This window comes from Streptomyces sp. NPDC048479, from assembly GCF_040651435.1.
GTDB lineage: Bacteria > Actinomycetota > Actinomycetes > Streptomycetales > Streptomycetaceae > Streptomyces.
The window spans coordinates 79,513-100,801 of sequence record NZ_JBEZKA010000011.1 but is presented as its reverse complement, the minus strand read 5'-3'; the positions used below and the strand labels follow the sequence as shown (position 1 = coordinate 100,801).

Sequence of the window (21,289 nt, the reverse complement as noted above, 5' to 3'; positions counted from 1 at the left end):
CGTCAGCCGCGGTCCCGTACCGCCACGATGCCGTTGAAGACCCCCGCGTAGGCCGTGCCGTCGGGGCCGATGGTGATCGGCGCCCAGTTGTTGTCGTACGACGGGCCCGTGCCCGTGAGCCGCTTCCAGCGCCGCTCGCCGGTGCGGAAGTCGACGGCGGTCAAATACCAGGCGTCGATACCGAGTTGGTTGGGCTCCTTCTCGTAGAAGTAGAGGAGGCCGTTGGCGGTGGAGAGCTTGGGGACTGTGGAGGGCGAGCGGACGCCGCTCTGCCAGACCGTGTCGCAGCCACTGCCGTCCTCGCGTACGTCGATCCTGCTCACGCCGCCGACAACGGTGCGGCCGAAGGTGAGTGAGGCCGGGTTCTCGTAGCCGTAGTTGTTCTCGACGACGATGCTGTTGCCCCAGGTGATCAGGGAGTTGTCGGTGGTGGACGCGCCGGATCCGAAGACGGGCACCTTGCAGACGAGGCGGCGGTCGGCCGGGACGTCGGTGCCGCGGCGGTAGACGAGGACGTTCATCCGGTCGTCGGCGTTGTCGGTGATGGCGGCATAGCCGTCGCCGAACAGGTCCGGTGTGGTGCCGGAGCCCTGGTTCACGGAACCGGGCTTGGTGCCCGTGCCGCGGTCGTACGTCTGGCGCCACTGGATCTTCGGCGTCCCGTCGGCGTCCGAACGGAAGCTGTAGAGGGCGTGGTCGGAGACGATCGACACGCCGTCCTGGGCGACGGAGAAGGAGTTCTGGATCTCTTCGCCGTCGAGCCGGACCGAACGGATCGCGGACGTCCGAGGATCGACGCTGCCGACGCGTCCGAGCCGTGTCACCCACCAGATGCGGCCCTGCCAGTCGGGCATGACGGAGGTGACGGGGTCGCAGGTGCCGCTGGGGAACAGGTTCGTCCAGCTGACGCAGTCGTGCGGGACGTGGGCGGTCAGATCCCAGTCGTTGTCGACGACGAAGCGCCAACTGCCGTCCCCCGCCTGCTCATGGGCGATACGGAGGATGTGCTGTCGCGAGTCCGCCAGCACCACCCGGTCCTGGTCGTCGAGGTAGAAGTAGGCGCCGCCGGACGTGTCCTTGAAGATTTTGGAGAAGTCCAGCCGGGTGATGGCCTCGACGGTCGAGGAGCGCTGCGGCAACCGGTACTCGGCGAGCGTGTCGAGCGTGCGCGGGTCGAGAAGCTTCAGCAGGAACCCGGTGAAGGTCCCGCAGACAGTGATCAGCCGGCCAGCGGCGTCGAAGGTCGCGGTGGCGCACTCGCCACCGACCGGGGCGATCCGCTCGCTGGTGACCTCGGGGTCGCGGCCGAGGGGGCCGGAGTAGGGATGGGTGCCACTGCCCGCCGCGTCCGCGTGCATGCCGCTGCGCCCGTTGGGCGCGAGGAAGGGGTGCTGCGGGGGCGCCTGCCCCGGCACCGGCCGAGCATCGGCGGGCGCGCCCTCGTACTGGCTGACCAGTCGGTGGCCGGGTGCCTTGGGTATCTCCTCCGCCTGCGCGGCGGGGGCGGTGAAGGTGGTCGCGGCGACGGCCAGGGCCACTGCGCGGACGAGCGCTCTTCGGGACATACGGCTCCTCGGTTGCGTACGGGTGTACGGGTCGCGCCGCCGCCCGACGTTAGAGCCGGCCCCTTGAGGTGTCCATGGAAAGGCCATGGGTTTTATGGACGCTTCATGATCGCGAAATGAGCGGACCGCACGGCACCGGCTGACATGCTGGTACGTGTGAATGCCCCCACTCGCGGCGCCTGGCTGCGCGCCGGAATCAGCCGCAACGGCGGACCCCTGCAGGAGAACGAGCAGGTGGTCTGGCTCCAGATCGACGCCTACTACGCGGACAGCCGCGGCTTCGCCGGCATCACCACGTACGACGGCACCGATGTCCGCTTCCACCACGACGTCGGGGAACCCGGCGAGGATGTGGGAACCCTTCAACGGGACGGTGACCGGATGATCGAGACGGGTACGAACCCGGACGGCAGCACGTTCCGCGAGGTGTGGACGCCGCTGGTGGACAGCGAGGAAGAGTGCGGGTCCTGGCGGGTCGGCGAGGCTCAGATCGTCCGCGTCGGGACCCATGTGGTGCATGTGGACGCCGGCGGCGGAGGCTATTTCGAGCTGCCGCCGGACGTCGAAGTGCCGCCGGAGGTCACGGTCTGAGGCTGCCCACCACCTGGGCGGTGGCCGCGATGCCTTCCTGGATGGTCGGCGCCATGCTCGTGCTCGCGAGAAAGAACCCGAGCAGGGCACAGACCACGGCGTGAGACATCTTCAGTCCGCCGTTCCGCAGAAAGATCACTGTGAGCACCAGCAGAAACAGCACCAACGAGATCGAAATAGCCATCGCCAACCTCCTCCGCCGCGCCGGAATTGCGGCATTCGGCCGTCAGTCTGGCGTAGTGGAGGGCCCATACGGCCGACTGGCGTGTCCGCCGTTCGGGTGTTGTCTGCCGGTGACTTCGAGGGGAGAGGCGCCGGACGAAGGTGCGGAACGCGTGCCGGTGACGCGGAGCATCTGCCCCATCGCGGCCAGTACGGACGGCTCGACGCGGCCGGCCCGACCGCGCCAGGGCCTGCGTCACCCACCCAGCGGGCGCGAGCTCACTTATCCCGGCTATAGCCGCGACAGGAGCACAATCGAGTGAGGGGGAACGAGAAACAGCTCCGTCCGGAGGGTGTCAGATGCCAGGGAACCGGCCTCCGTCCCGCTACGCCCCGGATCAGGGACTCACCACCCGCATGGTGACGACGATGTTCCTGATCGGGCTGCTCTATGTCGTCTTCGTTGGCGCCCTGCTGGCGATCCTCCGAGGCTCGTGGCCGATCATTCTGCTGATCGCAGGCGGTCTTTTCATCGCGCAGTTCTGGTTCAGCGACCGGATCGCGGCCTTCAGCATGGGTGCTCGCGAGGTCACGCCTGAGCAGGCGCCGGAGCTGCACGGCGCCGTCGACCGTATCTGCGCGCTCGCCGACATGCCCAAGCCCCGCGTCGCGATCGCCCACAGCGATGTGCCGAACGCCTTCGCCGTCGGCCGCAACGAGAAGACCGCGCTGGTCTGCGCCACCACCGGCCTGCTCCGCCGGCTGGAGCCGGAGGAGTTGGAGGGCGTCCTCGCCCACGAGCTGTCGCACGTCGCCCACCGCGATGTCGCAGTGATGACGATCGCATCGTTCCTCGGTGTCCTGGCCGGCGTGATGACCCGTATCGCCGTGTGGGGCGGCTTCGGCCGGGCGGGTGGCACCCGCGACAGTAACGCCGCGATCGCCATGCTCCTGATACCCCTGGTCAGCGCGGTCGTCTACGTGATCAGCTTCCTGCTGACCCGACTGCTCTCCCGCTACCGCGAACTGTCCGCCGACCGCGCGGCCGCCATGCTGACCGGCCGCCCCTCGGCGCTCGCGTCCGCGCTCACCAAGGTGACGGGCGACATGGCGAGGATCCCGACGCAGGACCTGCGCAAGGCGGAGCCGTTCAACGCCTTCTGGTTCGCGCCGGCGTTCTCCTCCAAGGAGAGCCTGAGCCGCCTGCTGTCCTCGCACCCGACGCTGGAGCAGCGTCTGGACCAGCTGGGCAAGATCTCGACGCAGCTGGCCCGCCCGTAACGCGCCCCCCGCGACGACTGACAGACGCCCGACAGACGACTGACAGAGGCACTTCTGTGGGACTCCTCGACACGATCCTCGGCCGCAGCAAGCCGGTACGGCCCGACCTCGATCAGCTCTTCGGCCTGCCCGCCGCCGCCATCACGCTCCAGGCGGGCGCCGGCTTCACTCCGACCGGCATCGGCTCGGTGTGCTTCGCCAGCGTGGAGGGCGGCGCCTTCGCGCAACTCCAGGAGGACGTACGAGAGCTGCTCGACGCCGACACCGACCGGGGCGGCGTCCCGGTCGAGTTCAGCCAGGACGCGTACGGCTACACCTGGCTCCTCGCCCGCCACCCCGCCGACGACACGGCCTCGCTGGTCAACGACCTGCACGCGGTCAACACCCTGCTCCAGGACGCCGGCTTCGGCCCGCAGCTGCTCTGCTCCCTGATCGCCTTCCATGAGACATCCGGCGATCGCTCGCTGGCGCTGGTCTACCTGTACAAGCGCGGCACCTTCTACCCCTTCGCGCCGCTCACCGGTACGACGGAGAAGCGCGACAACGCCCTGGAACTGCAGACCAGGGCGTTGCTCACGGACGACCTCCACATCGAGACGGACCTGGCCCGCTGGTTCCCGGTCTGGGGCGCGCCGGGCCTCGGGGGTCCGATGTAGGTCGTTTCGTTCGGATCATCTGGTGGACCAGAGGAAGATGCCGGCGATATGGATGCCGGCCGCGGGATCATCGAGGCCAGGTGTCGGCCGGGGTCGACCAACGAGCCTGCCGTCCCTGGAGCCGGTCCAGGAAACCCACGGCGTGCGGCGCGGCTGACTGCTACGCCGGGGTGCTGTTCTCGGTCATGGCCTGGGTGCCGATGACATTGAGGAGCCCCAGCCGGTCGGCGGCGTCGCTGCCCGGGGCGGCGGTGTAGGCGACGATGCGTAGATCGCTGCCGGGAACCATCAGGACGTCACAGTCGAGGGTGAGTACTCCGACATCGGGGTGGTGGATGGTTTTGGTGTCCGTTTCGTGGACGCCCACGATCCCGGTGTCCCACAGGCGTGCGAAGTCGGTGCTGTTACCCCGCAGGTCCTTGATCAGGGAGCGCAGGCCGGCATCAGTGGGGTAGCGGGCGGTCGCCGCTCTGAGATCGGCGACCACGGCCGCCTCGAACCGGGCCTTCTGCTCCGGGGTGTGGCTGACCCGGCTGGGCAGGCCGGCGAAGTGGCGCCAGACGATGTTGCGCTCGCGTCCGCGCTGAGCGGACGCATCCCCGAACAGGGCGGCCCACAACGGGTTCCACAGGATCAGGTTCCAGGCCGCGTCGTGCACGCTGAGCGGTGCGCCGTCCAGCTGGTCGAGCAGCCTTCGGACCCCTGGCGGGATGTGAGCCAACACCTGCCCGGGGCCCGGCGCCGCTTGGCCCGCGAGCAGATACAGATGCTCACGCTCGGCCGCCGACAGCCGCAGGGCGCGGGCCAGCGCGGACAGGACCTGCGGTGACGGGGAGGTGGCCCGGCCCTGTTCCAGGCGGACGATGTAGTCCACCGACAGGTCGGCGAGCTGCGCCAGTTCCTCGCGTCGCAGTCCGGCGGCGCGCCTTACTCCGCCGGCGGGCAGTCCGACCGCGGCGGGGGCCGTGCGGTCGCGCCAGCCGCGCAGTGCCCTGCCCAGTTCCCTGGATTCACTCACGCCCCCAGTATCGGGCCGCCGCGCCCGGACAGCCTGGTACTGGCAGTCCATAGGCAAAGGCGGGTACTGCCTGTTCGTAGGCGGTACGACGAGGGTGGAGGCATCACCAACCCACCGATCACCGGAGTGAGCGCATGACCACCACACTGATCACCGGAGCGAACAAGGGCCTCGGATTCGAGACGGCCCGCCGCCTGATTGAGGCCGGGCACACCGTCTACGTCGGGGCACGCGATGCCCAGCGCGGTCAGGCGGCAGCCGCGAAGCTCGGCGCCCGCTTTGTCCAGATCGACGTCACCGACGAGGACTCCGTCAAGGCTGCCGCCGAATTCGTCCGCGACGACGCCGGCCGCCTCGACGTCCTGGTCAACAACGCCGGGATCGTCGGCGCGGGCAAGCCGGTCGGCGAGGTCACCGGGTCCGACATGCAGACCACCTACGACACCAATGTCTTCGGAGTCGTGCGCGTCACGCACGCCTTCCTGCCGCTCCTGCAGACCGGCGACGCCCCGGTCGTCGTCAACGTCAGCAGCGGCCTGGGCTCACTGGCGGCGACCGCCGACCCGGGCCGCATCGAGTTCCAGGTGGCGCTGCTGGACTACAACTCCTCCAAGACGGCGCTGGTCATGATCACCTCGCAGTACGCCAAGGCGTACCCCGCCATCCGGTTCAATGCTGTCGACCCCGGCTACACCGCCACCGACCTCAACGGCCACCGGGGCACCAACAGCGTCGAACAGGGCGCGGAGATCATCGTCCGCATGGCCGCCATCGGATCCGACGGCCCGACCGGCGGCTTCTTCGACAAAGCCGGCCCGGTCGTCTGGTAACCCGTACCAACTCCCCCCGGAGGAAGGGAATCGTGGCGCTCCGCCTGGTACCGGTAACGGATCACGCAGCCGCTTCCCCGGAACACGGCTCGCTGACGCATCCAGCACATGGATCACGAAGTGCGCACTGGAAGTGCTAGGTGTACTGACCCCGTGCGCGGAGGAAACGCTCGAGCGCGGCCAGATCGTCCGTATTGATGTGGTCGACGCGGGCGGCGAGCAACTCGGTCCACACTGCGTCGCGGTCGGGACCGTCCACGTCGGGCGTCGCCCAGAAACGGACGCGCTGCCCGTGGTCATGGGCGTCAGCGACGATCGCGTGCAGCTTCTGCCGCTCGGCGGCCGGGAATTGGCCGGTGCCCAGCCAGCTGAAGCTCTCCGTCCAGTTGCTGGAGATCAGCGGGACGAAGGAGGCGGGGGCGGCGGTGCCGAGGTCTTCGAGGCGGCCGTCGTAGAAGGCGTACCGCACTCGCTGCGCCTCCATGGGTACGCGGGCGGCGCGGTCGCCGGAGATGACCGGCGTGACGGCGCCGAGGCGGACATGGCCGTACGCGTAGGTGCTGAGCATCCGCCGGTAGTGCCGCAGCTGGCGGTCGAGTGCGAGATACGCGGCGGCGCCGTCCGTCTTGATGTCGATCAGCAGCTGGACGGGCCGCCGGTAACCGCGGTACACGGAGCCGTGGTTGGCCTTCACCCGGGCCAGCAGCGGGTCGAGGTAGAGCGAGCGCAGGGTGCGGGTCGGGTCGAGGTCCGCCGGCTCATGGGCGACGAGCAGCTCGCCGTTCACCAGGAAGATATCGGCCTCCACACTGGTGAAGCCGTGCGACAGGGCGTCGTGGAGGGGCCGCTCATGCAGGTAGTCGTTGTGGGCGTGGGCCCGGCGGAGCGGCTGCGGGCCGGTCTGCCCGCCGTGCTTCTCGGCGGCCTGCGCATAGGCGGGCACGGCGACGGCGCCGGCCAGCGCGGCGGCGAGGGTGGTGACGGCTCTGCGACGGGTGGTCAGCACGATGGTGCCTCCGGGCTCTGCGGGTCGGGAGGGACACCGGTGAGTATCCGCCCGGGGCAGCCCAATGGGCAGAGCAGCGCGAAGAGTTCGGCCATCCGTCACCTGGTGCTCAAGACGGCTACCGGAGCGCGGGTGGCTCGCCGCGGCGGTCGAACGGGTCAGGGGCGTGGCGGTCGCGGGTGTCGGAGGCGTGGCGGTCCCGGGTGGTGAACGGCCGGATCTCGTCCGGTGATTGCCGCGTCGCGCGGCGCGGGCGGGCCGCACGGCCCTGCTCACGCGGAGCTGAGTTCCGGCGGCATCGAGCAGGCCGCCGCGCCGATGGTCGGCGCGGCGGCCTGAGTTGCGGTGAACAGTGCCTCGGTGCACAGCCCCCTACGGAGCCTGCAGGTCGACCAGTGCGGCCAGCGCCTCCTTGTGGCGGCCCGGCGTGCCCAGGGCGATCTCGTCGGACTTGGCGCGCTTGAGGTACAGATGCGCGGGGTGTTCCCAGGTCATGCCGATACCGGCGTGCAGCTGGACGCACTCCTCAGCCGCGCGCACGGCCACCCGGGAGCAGTATGTCTGCGCCACGGTCACCGCGAGGGCGGCGTCGGAGCTGTCCGTGGCCAGGGCGTCCGCCGCGTTGCGGGCCGCGGCCCGGGCCGAGACGACCTCCAGCCACACCTGGGCCATGCGGTGCTTGAGCGCCTGGAACGAACCGATGGGCCGGTTGAACTGGTGGCGCTCGCGGGTGTGACGGACCGTCTCCTCCAGGCACCATTCGGCGAGTCCGAGCTGCTCGGAGGCGAGCAGCCCGGCCCCGGCGAGCAGTCCGCGGCGTACGGCCGTCACGGCTGTCTCCGCGTCCGCGAGGCGGGTGGCGTCGGCCGTGTCGTCGAGGGTGACGGCGGCGAGCGGACGGGTCAGATCGAGCGGGGTCAGCGCCTCGACGGTGGCGTTCGCCGTCTCGACCGCGTACAGGCCGTCGGACTTCAGCACCAGGAGGACATCGGCGGCAGCGGCATCCGCTACACCGGTGATCCTTGGTGCGTCGACCGGGAGCGGCCCGTCGGGCGACGCCGACAGCGGCACGGCGAGGACGGCGGTCCTGCGGCCGGCCGCCAGCTCGGTCAGCAGCCCGGCGACGGCCTGCGTCTCCGTGTCGAGCGCGAGCAGGGTCTGGGTCGCGATGACGGAGCTGGTGAGATACGGCGCGGGGGCGACGCTGCGGCCCAGCTCCTCCAGCACGACGGCGGCCTCGCGGTGGCTCGCGCCCTGCCCGCCGAGCTTCTCGGGTACGAGGAGTCCGGCCGCGCCGATGTCCCGGGCAAGCGCCTTCCACAGCTCGGGGTCGTACGGCGTACCGGACTCGGCGCGCACCAGGACGGACGCCGTATCGACGCGGTCGGCGAGCAGAGAGCGTACGGCGGCCCGCAGGTCGTCCTCGGCCTCGGAGTACAGCAGATCGGGCTGCGTGGGCTGAGTCGTCATCGGGCCAGGTCCTTCCAGGCGACGTCCTTGTCGTTGCGCGGCTCGGAGGGCAGCCCGAGGACGCGTTCGGCGACGATGTTCAGCAGCACTTCGTTGGTGCCGCCCTCGATGGAGTTGCCCTTGGAGCGGAGATAGCGGTAGCCGGCGTCGCGCCCGGTGAAGTCGACGAAGTCGGGACGGCTCATGGTCCAGTCGTCGTACAACAGACCTTCCTCGCCGCGGAGTTCGACCTCGAGGCCGCTGATCTCCTGGTTGAGGCGGGCGAAGGCGAGCTTCATTCCGCTGCCTTCGGGGCCCGGCTGGCCGGCGGCGAGCTGTTGGCGCAGCCGCTCTCCGGCCAGCCGGGCGACCTCCGCCTCCACCCAGAGCGTCAGCAGCCGCTGGTGCAGATCGTGGTTGCGCAGTTCGGGGCGTTCGCGCCAGGTCTGCGCGATCGGGCCGATCATCCCGCCCTCGCGCGGGAGGCGGCTGCCGCCGATGGAGACCCGTTCGTTCATAAGGGTGGTCTGGGCGACCTTCCAGCCCTCGCCGACCTCGCCGAGGCGGTGTGCGTCGGGGATACGCACATCGGTCAGGAAGACCTCGTTGAACTCCGCCTCACCGGTGATCTGGCGCAGCGGTCGCACCTCGACACCCGGGTCGGTCATATCGCAGATGAAGTAGGTGATGCCCCGGTGCTTGGGCAGGTCCGGGTCGGTGCGGGCGATGAGGATCGCCCAGCGGGCCACATGGGCGCTGGACGTCCAGACCTTCTGGCCGTTGACGACCCAGTCGTCGCCGTCCCGTACGGCCCGGGTGCCGAGCGCCGCGAGGTCGGAGCCCGCGCCCGGCTCGCTGAACAGCTGGCACCACACCTCCTCGCCGACCCACAGAGGACGAAGGAAGCGCTGCTTCACCTCTTCGGAGCCGTACTTGAGGATGGTCGGCGCGGCCATGCCGAGGCCGATACCGATACGGCGCGGGTCGTTGTCGGGCGCGGCCGCAGCAGTCAGCTCGGCGTCGACGGCGGTCTGCAGCGTGCGCGGGGCGTCGAGTCCGCCGAGGCCCTTGGGGTAGTGCACCCAGGCGAGGCCCGCGTCGAAGCGTGCCTTCAGGAAGTCGGTGCGCTCCGTGGTGGCCGGTGGGTGCGCGGCCAGCAACTGCTCAGTGCGGCTGCGCACTTCGGTCGCGTCCGTCATCGGGCTTCTCCTTCCGGGATGACGACCAGGCGGCCCGTGGTCGTGCCGTCCGCGACGCGCTGGACGGCGTCCGCAGCGTCCTTCATGGCGACGCGCCCGCTGATCAGCGGCTTGATCACGCCCTGCGCAGCGAGCTTGGTCAGCTCCTCGTGGCAGTCTCGGATCGCACTCGGCTCCATCGTGTTGTACAGGCCCCAGTGGAGGCCGACAATCGAGTAGTTCTTCACCAGGGCGTGATTGAGGGCCGGGGTGGGGATCGAGCCGCTGGCGAAGCCGACGATCACGATCCGGCCCTCGAAGGCGATGCACTTCACCGACTTGGCGTAGGCGTCACCGCCGACCGGGTCGTAGACGACGTCCGCGCCGCGGCCGCCGGTGGCTTCCTTGACCGCGGCGACGATGTCGTCCTCCCGGCGGTCGATGACGATGTCGCAGCCGAGCTCCGTTGCCGTGCGCGCCTTCTCCGCGCCGCCGACGACACCGATCACCCGCGCGCCGGCCGCCTTGCCGAGCTGGACCGCGGCGCTGCCGACGCCGCCCGCCGCGGCGTGCACGAGCAGCGTCTCCCCCGCCTGGAGGTGCGCACGGCGGTGCAGCCCGAACCAGCCCGTCTGGTAGCCGATGTGCAGTGCGGCCGCCTCGGCGTCGTCCAGGGCCTCGGGCGCGGGCAGCACCGCCGCCGCGTCGGCGACGACGTACTCGGCGAGTCCGCCGTTCGGCAGCGCGGGGTTGGCGATCACCCGGCGGCCGTCCTCGGTCTCACCGCAGATCTCCACACCCGGCGTGAACGGCAGCGGCGGCCTGATCTGGTACTGGCCGCGGCAGAGCAGCGCGTCGGGAAAGTTGATGTTCGCGGCGCGGACCTTCAGCAGCAGCTGCCCCTCGCCCGGCGTGGGCCGGTCCACCTCTTCGAGCCGCATCACCTCGCTCGGCTCGCCGTTCCGGTGCACTCGCCATGCCTGCATTTCGGGGCCTCCACAAACCGTAGGCGGTACTGCGCTCTATCGCATACTAAGCGGTCGCTTGCCTCCACGGAAGACCCGATCAGGCCCGCTTCGGCCTGGCCCGGACCCGTGGCGCAACCTTCAGTAGAGGGCGCCGTGCCGGTGGCGGGTCGGCGGGACATCGAGATCGACGTCCGCACCGGCCCGGTGCGCCCGCCGGATCTCGTCGCACCGCATCCGTACGGCACAACGGGCCCTGCGCTCGGCCTGACCGGTGACGCTGCCGAGCCCTGTGGACCGGTACGCCCGGTCGTACTGGTAGATCGCGAAACCGGTCCGTACGAGCCGGGGCCGGGCGCGGCGGCCCTCGGCGCGGGCCGGCACCTGCTCGCGATGGCTGTACCGCAGGGAGCGCAGCACGAGCGCGCGGAGCGCGACGGAGCGGTGGCGCTGCTCCCACGTGGGGCCGAGGTCGTCGTGGCGCCAGGGAATGTGATGGGCGGTGCGGGACACGTAGGCCTCCGTAGACGCCCCAGGACCGTCCTGGGGTGCCAGCGGAAAGCGAAAGGGCCGCTGCCCCTGCGTCCGTTCACACCCCGACCCTATCCACGCTGCTGCACCCGGCCCCCTTCTGAGGAACTGCCGGAAGGCCGAACCGCCGACGTCAGCGCCGGAACAGCTCGAAGGTGACCGCAGGACGGCCGCCGAAGCGCTCCGCCGCAGCCTGGGCGCTTCCGGTGAGGAAGTTGCGGCAGTACGTCTCCGGGTCCTGCTCCGTCAGCACCTCGATATAGCTGCGGTGCTCCAGCAGCGAGAGTACGGAGCGCTCCAGGCCCGGCGTCGCGTCGACCGCGTGAGTGGGCGTAGTGGAGCCCGCGACGGCCACCCACCGCACCCCGTTCCAGGGCTCGAGGCCATGCTCGGCGATGAGTTCGGGGAAGATCCAGCGGTTTCCAGCATCCGCTGCCGCGTCCAGAGTGGCCCTGCCCACGGCCCGGTGGTCGGGGGTGTTCCACGCGGTTCCGCCCCAGGTGTCACGGTGGTTGAGGGTGATGACCAGTTCGGGCCGGTGGCGCCGGATGGCCCCCGCGATGTCCCGGCGCAGCCCCGTCCCGTACTCGATCACTCCGTCCTTGTGGTCCAGGAACTCCACCGTGGAGACGCCGACCACGGCCGCGCTCGCCCGCTGCTCCTGCTCGCGCAGCGGGGCGCACCGGGCCGGTTCCATGGTGTCGATGCCGGCCTCGCCGCGGCTGGCCAGGAGGTAGACGATCTCACGTCCGCCGTCGGTCCAGCCGGCGACGGCCGCGGCGCAGCCGTACTCAAGATCGTCGGGGTGGGCGACCACGGCCAGCGCGCGCTGCCAGTCGTCGGGCATGGGTTCCAACTGCTCGGTCATGGGCGCAGGATACGGCGCTGAATGCGCGTCAGAGCTCCGCGCGGGCGAGGGAGAGCAGCCGGTCGAGGACGCGCGGACCGCCCGCCCGCACCCCGTCGTGCTCGTACTCGTCGGTGACCCAGGTGCGCAGTCCGCGGATGGTGCGCGCCGTGCGCAGCGAGTGCTCCGTGTCGACGTACATGTCGTCGTGGTAGATGGCCGCTGCCACCGGCACACGATTGGCGGCGAGCCGGGCCGGGTCGTACAGCGGGGTCCAGTCGGTGCGCGCGGCGAGGAGTTCGGCGGCCTCGCGCAGCGGGCGCAGCACTGGGTCCACCTCGAAGTGCCAGGGGTGGACGGTCTCCCCGGTGAACAGCAGGGGCCCGTCACCGGCCAGGGCTGTGGCAGCGTCGAACTGCGGGAATTCGGCCCGGACCCGTTCGGCCGCCCAGGCGGTCGGCACCGCGCCCTGGGCGTAGATCGCTTCGTGCAGTACGGCGTACAGGGGATGTGCGGCGTGCGAGAGGGTGGCGAGCACGCCCTCCTGGAACGCGTCGGAGAGTTCGTACCCCGCTCCCGTACGGACGAAGGCGTCCTCCAGCAGATAGTGCAGCTGGTGGCTGCCCTCCCCGCCGCCGAGCAGGATGCCGAGTGACTGGAAGGCCTCGGGCGTGAGGGCGTAGCCGCCTGGCAGCACGATCTTGTGCTCCGCGAGGTGCGCGGCGATACGGCGGGCCCGTTCCACGTCCTGCGGGTAGCGGGCGTAGTGGGCCTCGGCCTTGCGCTGGATGCGGGGGTACGCGGCTCGGTAGACGTCCTCGGCGCCGGCGTCCAGGGAGGGCAGACCGCCGGTGACGAGCACCGTGCGCAGGCCCTCTGGCGCCGTGGAGAGATAGTGCGTGGCGCAGAATCCGCCGAAGCTCTGGCCGAGTACGGTCCACGGCGCGCCGCCGGTGAGCCGCGGCCGGATCGTCTCGCAGTCGCGCACGATGCTGTCGGCCCGGAAGTTCGCGAGATGGTCGGCCTGGGCCTGCGGTCCGCCCCGCAGCGACAGTGTCTGGCGGTTCAGCGGAGTGGAGCGGCCGGTACCACGCTGGTCGAGGAGCAGCACCCGGTACTCCTGCACGGCCCGTCCCAGCCACGCCTGTTTGCCGATGAAGCGGCGGGCACCGAAGCCGGGGCCGCCCTCCAGATAGACCAGCCAGGGCAGATCCGCGCCGGCCCGCCCGCTCGCGACGACTTCGCGGCCGTACAGCTCGAGCTGCTCCCCCGCCGGATCGGCGTGGTCGAGCGGGACGGTGAAGTGCCGGTCGGTGAGGATGATTCCCGGCTGGCGATAGCTGGTCACTGCTGCTCCTGCTCCTGTCTTTCAGTACGCCCCGCCCGGCCATGGGATCACATGGGCGGGCGGGGTACATACGGAGCCGGTGTCAGCTTGTCGGGAAGTCGTCCGGGGTCCTGGCCCGGTCGCGGACCCAGACACCGGCGGGCTTGAGCTGTCCGGTGCCGGTCCAGGGACCGTTCTTGTTGCAGGTTCCTTCCTTGAAGACAGCGCCGGAGCGTTCGTCGTCGGAGTAGTTCCAGTTGGACCAGCTGATCTTCTTGCTCGCCATCAGATCGATGTACTGCTGGGCCCTGGTGAAGTTGTTCCCGCCGTCGCCGGAGGCGGTCTGGGTGCCGAACTCGGTGACGAACATGGGGAGTCTGTCGGCGGCACGGGAGAGCGTATTGAGGTACTCGGTGCCGTGCGAGGCCGCGTAGAAGTGGAATGTGTACATGATGTTGGAGGCGTTGACCGGGTTGTTCACGATCTCGGTCTCGTCCGAGTCCTCGGAGACGCCGAGGGATGACCAGGCGCGGGTGCCGACCAGGATCGGGGTGTCCGGGTCGTTCTGCCGAATGACCGGAATGAGCTGCTCGGCGTAGCTCTTGATCTTCGACCAGCTCACACCGCTGGGCTCATTGGCGATCTCGTACAGGAGGTTGTTCTTGTTGGCGTGGCGCTGCGAGATCTCGGTGAAGAACGTCTTGGCGCGGGAGAGGTTCACATTCGGGTCGCCGGGGCTGAGCATGTGCCAGTCGACGATCGCGTACAGCCCGCGCACGGTGGCCTGCTCGATGATCGAGTGGACCAGGTCGGTGAACTTGCGCGGGTTGGTCTCGTAGCCGCCCTCCTGGATGTACATGGAGATGCGCAGGACGTCTGCGTTCCAGTCGGTGGCCAGGGCGTCGAGTGAGCCGGAGGTCACGCACTGGCTGTACCACTGCAGACCATGAGTGCTCATGCCGCGCAGCTGAACGGGTTTGCCGTACTGGTTGCAGAGCTTGGTGCCGCAGACCTTGAGCTGTCCGTTGATCGCGACGGGAGTCTTGCCGCCGGGGGCCGGTCCGCCCGTTTCGACAGCGAGATGGTCCACGTTGGGACCACCGTTGGCCGTGGTTGCGGTGGCCCGGATGATATTGGCGCCGGCCTTGAGGTCGACAGTGACGGTGGTCGTGACCCAGGAGGTCCAGGCGCCGGTGCCGGGGAAGGCGCGCTTCGCGGCGGCGACGGCGCCGTTGACGGTGATGTCCATCGGACGGTTGGCGGTGGTGCCGTTGGCGTAGCGGACAGTCAGCGAGGTGCTGCCGGCCTGGGCGGCGTCCACCGTCCACTCGACGTAACTGCCGGTGCTGTTGTTGTAGTTGACGAAGCCGGTGCCGGTGAAGCCGGCGTGATTGGACTCGACGACACCTTGCGAGATGACCGCGTTCTCGGCCTCGTGGGTGACGGCGGCAGTTGCCGGGGCCACGGACGCCGCAGGGGCGGCCGGGGCTGTGGGCGCTACGGTGAGGCCGAGGAGCAGGGCCGCGCCGAGGGTGCCGACGCCGCCGAGCGAGCGTAACCAGAACCGTGCCGGTCTCATGGGGGTCTCCCTTGCCTGGGCTGGTGGGGGCGGGACTGACTGCCGGACAGAACTGACCGGCGGTTGAAACTGACTGGCGGATACGACGGACCAACGGATTCGGCTGCCTGACGGACACGACTGGAAGGAAACTTTCCTAACCATCGGAATAGCAGCGTCCACCCCGCTCTGCAAGGGCCATGACAAGAAACGGCGGCGCGTGGGTGCCGTACGACTCGTACAGCCCTGCCCGTATGCGCTGCCGCCCGGCCGCTGTGCCGGGCCGCGGGCTCCGGCGAGCTCGATCACGGCCGGAGGCCTGCGGCCAGGGTGTATCGCACCCTGCGGGCGGATTCGGCTACGGGTTCGGCTTCGGTCGCGGCGGCGTCGGCTACGGTGCTGGTTGTGGTGATCAACGGAGGGGACACAGCAGAACCGGGAACCGCACTGCTCATCGCAGCCGCCCCGGTCGGCAAGGGCCGTCTCATCGACGCGAGTTCGGTGCTGCCCGCGCTCGCCGCCGTACCGCCCAGCGCGCTGACGGGCACACCGGCCGCGACCGTGATCGAGCTCGCCGATCCGCTCGACCCCCAGACCGTACTCACCCGGATCCGGGCCACCGCGACCGCGGAAGGGCCGCTGTCCCTGTACATCGCCGGGCAGCTGCAGCTGGACCGCAGGCAGCGGCTCCTGCATCTCGCGCTCGCCCGGACGACACCCACGACCATGCGCTACACGGCTCTTCCCTGGCACTGGCTCGCGGGCGAACTGGCCATCCGGCGTCCGGGCACCACGACCGTGGTCGTCGATCTGGTCGCCGATGCCCAGGCGTGGCAGCACATCGCGGCGCAAGGCCTCGCCCTCGGGCATGGCGTCCGTCTCTACGGCCGTATCGCGCCGGCGTCCCCACGCCGCGGGACCGCGGACCCCGCCTATCTGAAGGCGTGTGCGGCAATCTGGCGCAGCGGCGCACGGCCGGACCGTGCCACGCTGCACGAACAGGCTGCGGCGCGGGCCGGCGCCGACGACGCGCTGCTGCTCACGATCGGCACTCCTCCCCCCGCGGGCGTCCCGGCCGCGCGGGCCGCAGTGGCATCCGACCCGCATCCGGCGATTCTCGCCGCCGCGCAGGCCGGGCGGCACGCCGAGGCCGCGGCGGCGGCCGCGGCCTGGGAACAGCAGGAGCTACGGACCCACGGCCCCGGCTCGGTGCAGGCCATCCACTGGCTGGAGGTCCGGGCCGATCTCGCCCGGCTCGCCCGGGATCCCGGTCTCAGCTGCGATTTGTGGATGGCCGCCGCCGAAGCCCGGCTGACGCGTCGGCAGGCCCCGGACGATCCCGATGTCGAAGGGGCGGTCGACCGGGCCCACCACCAATGGGAACAGATCCGCGATCTGCCCCGGGCACGCTCACTCGCGCCGGCGCTCGTCAGGCTGCGCCAGGGTGTCCCGGGCCGTCAGCGCGGGGCACTGCAGGTGCTCCAGCGGCGCCTGGAGAGCCTGCACGCCGGCCAGGCGTAGCGAGCCCGGCGAGAGAACCGTCAGCGCCGGACCCTTGTGCCCCTCAGCGGCCATGCGGGCGAGCCCGGCGGCGAGGACGCAGCGCGTCTCGGCTCGGCCGGGTCGCTCGGAGTGCGGCTCTCCAGCAGCACGCCACGGCAGGGCGCGCGGCGCTCGGCCGTGGTGCGGTGTATTCAGGGTTCATGGGCTCTCGACGACTCCGTGGGGATGAGCGCTGGTCATGGAAGCAGGGGCATGCGCTGGTGGCGGTACCGCTCGCGCTGATCGCGATCGTGACGGTGGTCGACACCCTGGCTCCACCCGATGTCCACCTCGGCCCTTTCCTGGTCGCCGCTCCCGCTATCACGGCGTCTTTCGCGGGTCCTCGGACGACGGGCCTAGTCGGCGCGGTCGCCGTGCTGGCTCAGGCCGTGGTCGCGATGACGCGCACCAGCCTCACCGACCTGAACCACACCTTCCAGATCATCGCTCTGATCCTGATCTCGGTGTTCGTGACCTTCCTCGCCCATCTGCGGGAACGGCACGAGAAGGAACTGACCCAGCTGCGCTGGGTGGCCCAGGCGGCACAGGAAGTAGTGCTGCGGCCGCTTCCCCACCGGATCGGCTCGTTGCGCATCGCCTCCGTGTATCTGGCCGCCGAAGCCGAGGCGCAGATCGGCGGCGACCTGTATGCCGCCGCCCGCACAGCCCAGGGAACCAGGCTCATCATCGGTGACGTGCGGGGCAAGGGCCTGGAGGCCATCGGAGACGCCGCCCTCCTCCTCGGCGCCTTCCGGGCCGCCGCCCACCAGCAGGCCGACCTCCCGGTGTTGGTGGCCTATCTGGAGCGAACCGTCTCCTCGGACCTGACCGACCCCGGAGCCCCTGGAAGCGACATGGAGGATTACAGCGAAACATTCATCACCGCTGCTGTGCTCGACGTCCCCGACGACGAGTCGGCCCTGCACGTGATCAACTGCGGCCACCCTCCACCCCTGCTGCTGCGTGGTGGCCAGGTCACCCCGCTCGAAGTTCGCCACCCGGCACCGCCTCTGGGCCTCACCGAATTCGTGGAGTCCGCCTTCGCCGCCGAAGTCTTTGCCTTCGAGCTCGGCGACATCGTCCTGCTCTACACGGACGGTGTCATCGAGGCCCGCAACAAGGCCGGCACGTTCTACCCCCTGGCTGACCGGGTGACCGTCTGGTCCGGCGAGGGACCTCGCGCCCTCCTGAGTTACCTGTGCAACGACCTGCTCAGCCATGCGGGCGGATATCTGGACGACGACGCGGCCATGGTGGCGATCGAGCGTCTGCCTGCAGACATGAGCAGCAAAGGGGCACGTGACCACAGCAGCGAGCTGTAGGCGGCCATAACCGCGAATCCACGGCGGCCGCTTGTGCACGGGGCCGACGGCGTGCCCCGCACCGCGTTGGCCGGGCCGGGACGTGGGCGCGAGGCGGCGTCTGGACCTGCACGCCGACCCCAGAACCGGGGCCGGGCAATCGCGTTCGGCGACGGGCCGGTCTCACCGCTTCCCCGCAGCCGTACACGCGCCTACCGCCGGGCGGCGGCGGGGGTGCGGGAGGCTCGGCAAGCCGTTGGAGCGCCGGGGCGTCGCGGGCTGGAGGCGGATGACGGCCCTGAGGCCGCCGCCCGGGGCGGGGAGGAGCAGAGCCTCGCCGCCACTGGCCAGGGTGAGGCGCTGAACGAGGGCGAGGCCGAGGCCGGTGCCGCCCTTGGGGGCGTCGGGGGCGCGCCAGAAGCGGTCGAACGCGCGGCTGCGTTGCTCGGCGGTCATACCTGGACCCTGGTCTTCGACGTGCAGCTCCGCCGCGGTGGCCGAGAGCCACCGGGAGACGGTCACCACGCTGCGCGTGGGGGCGACGCGCAGGGCGTTGGAGAGCAGGTTGTCCAGAATCTGCTCAAGGGCGCCAGGCACCGCGAGGGCGGTGCCGACCGGATTGCCTTTGAGGACGAGGCGGACGCCCGCCCGGGCGTACAGCCCGGACCAGGCGAGGGTGCGGTCCTGCAGTACCCGGTCCAGGTCGACGGGTTCAGGCGTGAGCGCGGTCTCCTCCATCCGGGCAAAGGCGAGGAGGCCCTCGACCATTCTGGCCAGCCTGTCGGTTTCGGTCATCGCCGCGTTCAGGTTGCCCCGCATGTGGGGCGGGATGCCGGGTTCCATGTTGTCCAGGCGCAGCCGCAGCGCGGCCAGCGGGGTCTTCAACTGGTGAGACGCCTCGCCCGCGAAGGCGCTCTGTGCAGCGAGCAGATGCTCCAGTAGGGCGGCCGTGCGGTTGAAAGTGGCAGCCAGGCTGCGTACTTCGGGCGGTCCTGTGGTGACGGAGGCCGGGGTGGAGAGGCTGCCGCCGGCCAAGGTGCGGGCGGCGCGCTCCAGTTCGAGGATCGGGCGGCCAATCCAGCGGGCCAGCGCGAAGGCGGCCATGGTTACAACGGCCAGCACTCCGAACCCGCCAAGTCCCAGCACAAGCCACACCCGGTGGACGTTGTTCGCGATCGCGTCCGTGGGGACAGTGAGGCGTACGGCGCCGTGAAGCGTCGCACCGTGCCGTACCGGAACGGCGACCGAGAGCCACTGGACGCCGCCGATGGTGGAGGTGCGTACGTTGGCTCCGTCACCACCGAGCAGCGCGGCAGCGATCTCCGGGTGCTGGGCGAGTCCGGCCTGCTGGTCGCGGCTGAGCGGGTGCGAGGTGGCGAGCAGGGTGCCACTGCTGTCCACAACCAGGACTCGGCCACCGATGCGTTCTGCGCAGACGCCGACCCGTTCGGCGAGTTCCTTGGGACGGCCGTAGGTGAGGGAGAGGGCAGCGTAGTCGGCAACCGATTCCGCTTCTTCCGTGGCGGCGTTGGTGGCGCGCTCACGCTCGGCCCGGGTGTAGACGTAGCCAAGTGGGAACTCCAGGCAGATGAGGACGAGGGCCGCGAGGGTCAGATAACTGAGCAGCAGTCGGCGTGTCATCGGGGCTGTGATTCCGGGTGGTTGGTGTCGGTGCGGGGGCGTACGGCGAGGCGCAGGCCCACCCCGCGCAAGGTCTGGATCCAGGCCGGGTCACCCAACTTGCGCCGCAACGTGGCGACATGGACGTCCAGGGTCTTCGTGGGGCCGTGGAAGTGCAGATCCCAGACCCGGTCAAGGATCTCCTGGCGCGAGTAGACCGCCCCGGGGTCCTCGGCCAGGAGGGCCAGCAGATCGAACTCCTTGGGGGTGAGGATGATCGGCCTTTCCCCGATCCAGACCTCGCGGGTGCGGCGGTCGACAACCAGCGCCCCGGTCGGGGAGGACTGCGGCGCTATGCGTCCGGGTACGGGCGAGGGTTCGGGGTCCTGCCACGCAGATGCCCCCAACCCCCAGTCGGATGCTGTAGCGGGCGGGGTCGCCACAGCCGCCCGCGGTAAGGCCCCGGCGCCGTTGGCGGCTTCCGCGGCAGGCGCGGCACCCGACCATGCTGCGGTGCGGCGGGTCACGGCCCGGATGCGTGCGATCAACTCCCGGATGCTGACTGGTTTCGCCAGGTAGTCGTCGGCGCCCAGCTCCAGGCCCAGCACCCGGTCGGCCTCCGTTCCTCGTGCGGTGAGCATGATGATCGGCACGTCGGAGACCTGGCGGATGCCGCGGCAGACGTCGATGCCATCCATATCGGGCAGCCCCAGATCAAGCAGGACGATGTCGCCGTACGGGCCTTGCAGCCCGGCGGCGCCCGTGGACACGTGGCTCACCGTCAGGCCGTAGCGGCCGAGGCCCTCCACAAGGGGTTCGGCGATCGTCTCGTCGTCCTCGATGAGCAAGGCCCGCAGGGTCATTGAGTTCCGTCTTCCCGTGAATGCAGAGTAAATCCTGAGTAAATCCTCACAACATGAATTCCCGATAGTCCGCACCCGGGACGATCACCGTACATTGATTGAAATCGACGGCACCCGCGTCCACGGACATTGGGAGACAGGTCACAGCGTCCTGCCCGATTCTGACGTGGCTCTAGTGTTCCTCTAACCTTCGCCTTGCATCACCCTCTCTACGGTGTTGAGCCAGGTCCAGGCCATGACCACCCACTGGGGAGGCACCATGAAGGCTCTGCTCGAGCGCGCCCGGTCGTTCCGACGCCGGGTTGATTTCGAAAGCCACACATATCGGAAACTCGCCGAGGGGCAATTTCCGCAGGCACTCTTCATCGCCTGTTCTGATTCCCGCGTCATACCCGCGTTGATCACGGGTGCACGGCCCGGTGAAGTCTTCGAAATACGCAATGCCGGCAACATCGTGCCGCCTTTCGGACAGCATCTCGTGTCCGGCGAGGCCGCCACGGTCGAGTACGCGCTGGAGGTGCTGGACGTCCGTGACATCGTCGTCTGCGGGCACTCGCACTGCGGCGCGATGGGCGCGCTGTCCTCCGGCAACGACTTCTCCACACTGCCTCGCGTGGGGGCTTGGCTGGAGGTCGCCAGGCCGGGGCTGGCTCCCGTGCTGGACCGCGAGCCGGCCGGTTCGGTCAACTCCTCCGGCGAGAGCGAAGCCGCACGCCTGACAGAACTGGCACAGCTCAACGTGCGGGTACAGCTGACTGCGCTGCGGGAGTACCCGGCGACCCGGCGACGGCTGGCGCAAGGCATGCTGCGGCTGCACGGCTGGTACTACGAGGTGGACACGGGCGAGCTCTGGGAACTGAGCGAGGACGGCAACACCTTCCGGGTGCACGCATGCTGAGCCCCGGTCAGGAACAGGATTCCGGGTACGGCCAGGGCCACGGCAGCAAGCGGCGCCAGGGCAGGGCCCCAGGCGGCCGGCACCGGGCCCAGCGCTCCGTG

Annotated in this window: 20 protein-coding genes; 7 read left to right on the top strand and 13 right to left on the bottom strand. The window is 70.0% G+C overall.

The window, feature by feature from the left end; translation table 11 throughout:
- Positions 1 to 2 precede the first annotated feature (2 nt).
- Positions 3 to 1,565, bottom strand: a complete 1,563-nt coding sequence (locus AB0D12_RS18950) for a hypothetical protein (RefSeq protein WP_362683709.1) — start codon at positions 1,563 to 1,565, stop codon at positions 3 to 5.
- 156 nt (positions 1,566 to 1,721) lie between these two features.
- On the opposite strand from AB0D12_RS18950, the gene AB0D12_RS18945 reads away from it, so the two are divergent.
- Positions 1,722 to 2,156, top strand: a complete 435-nt coding sequence (locus AB0D12_RS18945; RefSeq protein ID WP_362683706.1) for a hypothetical protein — start codon at positions 1,722 to 1,724, stop codon at positions 2,154 to 2,156.
- Here the strand turns inward: AB0D12_RS18945 and AB0D12_RS18940 are convergent.
- A complete protein-coding gene (locus tag AB0D12_RS18940; protein ID WP_362683703.1) occupies positions 2,146 to 2,340 on the bottom strand; it encodes a hypothetical protein in 195 nt (64 codons plus the stop codon). The two genes, AB0D12_RS18945 and AB0D12_RS18940, sit on opposite strands and share 11 nt — an antisense overlap.
- Before the next feature lie 338 nt (positions 2,341 to 2,678).
- Here AB0D12_RS18940 and htpX point away from each other — a divergent pair, with 338 nt between their 5' ends.
- Both htpX and AB0D12_RS18930 read left to right on the top strand, forming a co-directional pair.
- Positions 2,679 to 3,599, top strand: coding sequence for a zinc metalloprotease HtpX (gene htpX, locus AB0D12_RS18935; RefSeq protein ID WP_362683700.1), 921 nt, complete (start codon positions 2,679 to 2,681; stop codon positions 3,597 to 3,599).
- Between the two features lie 56 nt (positions 3,600 to 3,655).
- Positions 3,656 to 4,255 (top strand): hypothetical protein, encoded by a 600-nt coding sequence (locus tag AB0D12_RS18930; protein ID WP_362683698.1) that lies wholly within the window; start codon positions 3,656 to 3,658, stop codon positions 4,253 to 4,255.
- Positions 4,256 to 4,415: 160 nt separating this feature from the next.
- On the opposite strand, the gene AB0D12_RS18925 is transcribed toward AB0D12_RS18930, so the two are convergent.
- Positions 4,416 to 5,273 carry a helix-turn-helix transcriptional regulator gene (locus tag AB0D12_RS18925; protein ID WP_362683695.1) on the bottom strand — a complete coding sequence of 286 codons (858 nt, stop codon included), beginning with the start codon at positions 5,271 to 5,273 and terminating at the stop codon, positions 4,416 to 4,418.
- 134 nt (positions 5,274 to 5,407) lie between these two features.
- On the opposite strand from AB0D12_RS18925, the gene AB0D12_RS18920 reads away from it, so the two are divergent.
- A complete protein-coding gene (locus tag AB0D12_RS18920; protein ID WP_362683692.1) occupies positions 5,408 to 6,103 on the top strand; it encodes an SDR family oxidoreductase in 696 nt (231 codons plus the stop codon).
- Positions 6,104 to 6,239: 136 nt separating this feature from the next.
- Here the strand turns inward: AB0D12_RS18920 and AB0D12_RS18915 are convergent, their stop codons facing one another.
- The 8 genes from AB0D12_RS18915 to AB0D12_RS18880 all read right to left on the bottom strand — a co-directional run bounded on the left by AB0D12_RS18915 (position 6,240) and on the right by AB0D12_RS18880 (position 14,985).
- A complete protein-coding gene (locus AB0D12_RS18915; protein WP_362684079.1) occupies positions 6,240 to 7,064 on the bottom strand; it encodes a phosphatidylinositol-specific phospholipase C/glycerophosphodiester phosphodiesterase family protein in 825 nt (274 codons plus the stop codon).
- Positions 7,065 to 7,481: 417 nt separating this feature from the next.
- The gene (locus AB0D12_RS18910; RefSeq protein WP_362683689.1) at positions 7,482 to 8,579 is read right to left on the bottom strand and encodes an acyl-CoA dehydrogenase family protein; all 1,098 of its coding nucleotides are present in this window, start codon (positions 8,577 to 8,579) and stop codon (positions 7,482 to 7,484) included.
- Entirely contained in the window at positions 8,576 to 9,757 is a 1,182-nt protein-coding gene (locus AB0D12_RS18905; protein ID WP_362683686.1) for an acyl-CoA dehydrogenase family protein, read from the bottom strand. Before AB0D12_RS18905 ends, AB0D12_RS18910 begins: the two co-directional genes overlap by 4 nt.
- Entirely contained in the window at positions 9,754 to 10,722 is a 969-nt protein-coding gene (locus AB0D12_RS18900) for an NADPH:quinone oxidoreductase family protein (RefSeq protein ID WP_362683683.1), read from the bottom strand. The genes AB0D12_RS18905 and AB0D12_RS18900 overlap by 4 nt, the downstream gene beginning before the upstream one ends.
- A 120-nt stretch (positions 10,723 to 10,842) precedes the next feature.
- Complete coding sequence (locus tag AB0D12_RS18895; RefSeq protein ID WP_362683680.1) at positions 10,843 to 11,214, bottom strand: hypothetical protein; 372 nt, start codon at positions 11,212 to 11,214, stop codon at positions 10,843 to 10,845.
- Between the two features lie 151 nt (positions 11,215 to 11,365).
- Positions 11,366 to 12,100, bottom strand: a complete 735-nt coding sequence (locus AB0D12_RS18890) for a PIG-L family deacetylase (protein ID WP_362683677.1) — start codon at positions 12,098 to 12,100, stop codon at positions 11,366 to 11,368.
- A gap of 28 nt (positions 12,101 to 12,128) precedes the next feature.
- A complete protein-coding gene (locus tag AB0D12_RS18885; protein WP_362683674.1) occupies positions 12,129 to 13,427 on the bottom strand; it encodes an alpha/beta fold hydrolase in 1,299 nt (432 codons plus the stop codon).
- Positions 13,428 to 13,509: 82 nt separating this feature from the next.
- On the bottom strand, positions 13,510 to 14,985 hold the full coding sequence (locus AB0D12_RS18880) for a cellulase family glycosylhydrolase (protein WP_362683671.1): 1,476 nt from the start codon (positions 14,983 to 14,985) through the stop codon (positions 13,510 to 13,512).
- A gap of 375 nt (positions 14,986 to 15,360) precedes the next feature.
- On the opposite strand from AB0D12_RS18880, the gene AB0D12_RS18875 reads away from it, so the two are divergent.
- The gene (locus AB0D12_RS18875; protein WP_362683668.1) at positions 15,361 to 16,485 is read left to right on the top strand and encodes a hypothetical protein; all 1,125 of its coding nucleotides are present in this window, start codon (positions 15,361 to 15,363) and stop codon (positions 16,483 to 16,485) included.
- 182 nt (positions 16,486 to 16,667) lie between these two features.
- Entirely contained in the window at positions 16,668 to 17,828 is a 1,161-nt protein-coding gene (locus AB0D12_RS18870; RefSeq protein WP_362683665.1) for a PP2C family protein-serine/threonine phosphatase, read from the top strand.
- A gap of 162 nt (positions 17,829 to 17,990) precedes the next feature.
- On the opposite strand, the gene AB0D12_RS18865 is transcribed toward AB0D12_RS18870, so the two are convergent.
- Positions 17,991 to 19,448, bottom strand: coding sequence for a HAMP domain-containing sensor histidine kinase (locus AB0D12_RS18865; RefSeq protein WP_362683662.1), 1,458 nt, complete (start codon positions 19,446 to 19,448; stop codon positions 17,991 to 17,993).
- Complete coding sequence (locus AB0D12_RS18860) at positions 19,445 to 20,290, bottom strand: response regulator transcription factor (protein ID WP_362683659.1); 846 nt, start codon at positions 20,288 to 20,290, stop codon at positions 19,445 to 19,447. Before AB0D12_RS18860 ends, AB0D12_RS18865 begins: the two co-directional genes overlap by 4 nt.
- Positions 20,291 to 20,549: 259 nt before the next feature.
- On the opposite strand from AB0D12_RS18860, the gene AB0D12_RS18855 reads away from it, so the two are divergent.
- Positions 20,550 to 21,188, top strand: a complete 639-nt coding sequence (locus tag AB0D12_RS18855) for a carbonic anhydrase (RefSeq protein ID WP_362684076.1) — start codon at positions 20,550 to 20,552, stop codon at positions 21,186 to 21,188.
- Positions 21,189 to 21,289: the final 101 nt, after the last annotated feature.

Excerpts from the sequence above, each read along its gene's own strand:
- AB0D12_RS18950 (WP_362683709.1), bottom strand. The coding sequence starts at position 1,565 with ATGTCCCGAAGAGCGCTCGTCCGCGCAGTGGCCCTGGCCGTCGCCGCG.
- AB0D12_RS18940 (WP_362683703.1), bottom strand. The coding sequence starts at position 2,340 with ATGGCTATTTCGATCTCGTTGGTGCTGTTTCTGCTGGTGCTCACAGTG.
- htpX (WP_362683700.1), top strand. The coding sequence starts at position 2,679 with ATGCCAGGGAACCGGCCTCCGTCCCGCTACGCCCCGGATCAGGGACTC.
- AB0D12_RS18920 (WP_362683692.1), top strand. The coding sequence starts at position 5,408 with ATGACCACCACACTGATCACCGGAGCGAACAAGGGCCTCGGATTCGAG.
- AB0D12_RS18910 (WP_362683689.1), bottom strand. The coding sequence starts at position 8,579 with ATGACGACTCAGCCCACGCAGCCCGATCTGCTGTACTCCGAGGCCGAG.
- AB0D12_RS18905 (WP_362683686.1), bottom strand. The coding sequence starts at position 9,757 with ATGACGGACGCGACCGAAGTGCGCAGCCGCACTGAGCAGTTGCTGGCC.
- AB0D12_RS18900 (WP_362683683.1), bottom strand. The coding sequence starts at position 10,722 with ATGCAGGCATGGCGAGTGCACCGGAACGGCGAGCCGAGCGAGGTGATG.
- AB0D12_RS18890 (WP_362683677.1), bottom strand. The coding sequence starts at position 12,100 with ATGACCGAGCAGTTGGAACCCATGCCCGACGACTGGCAGCGCGCGCTG.
- AB0D12_RS18880 (WP_362683671.1), bottom strand. The coding sequence starts at position 14,985 with ATGAGACCGGCACGGTTCTGGTTACGCTCGCTCGGCGGCGTCGGCACC.
- AB0D12_RS18870 (WP_362683665.1), top strand. The coding sequence starts at position 16,668 with ATGGGCTCTCGACGACTCCGTGGGGATGAGCGCTGGTCATGGAAGCAG.
- AB0D12_RS18865 (WP_362683662.1), bottom strand. The coding sequence starts at position 19,448 with ATGACACGCCGACTGCTGCTCAGTTATCTGACCCTCGCGGCCCTCGTC.
- AB0D12_RS18860 (WP_362683659.1), bottom strand. The coding sequence starts at position 20,290 with ATGACCCTGCGGGCCTTGCTCATCGAGGACGACGAGACGATCGCCGAA.
- AB0D12_RS18855 (WP_362684076.1), top strand. The coding sequence starts at position 20,550 with ATGAAGGCTCTGCTCGAGCGCGCCCGGTCGTTCCGACGCCGGGTTGAT.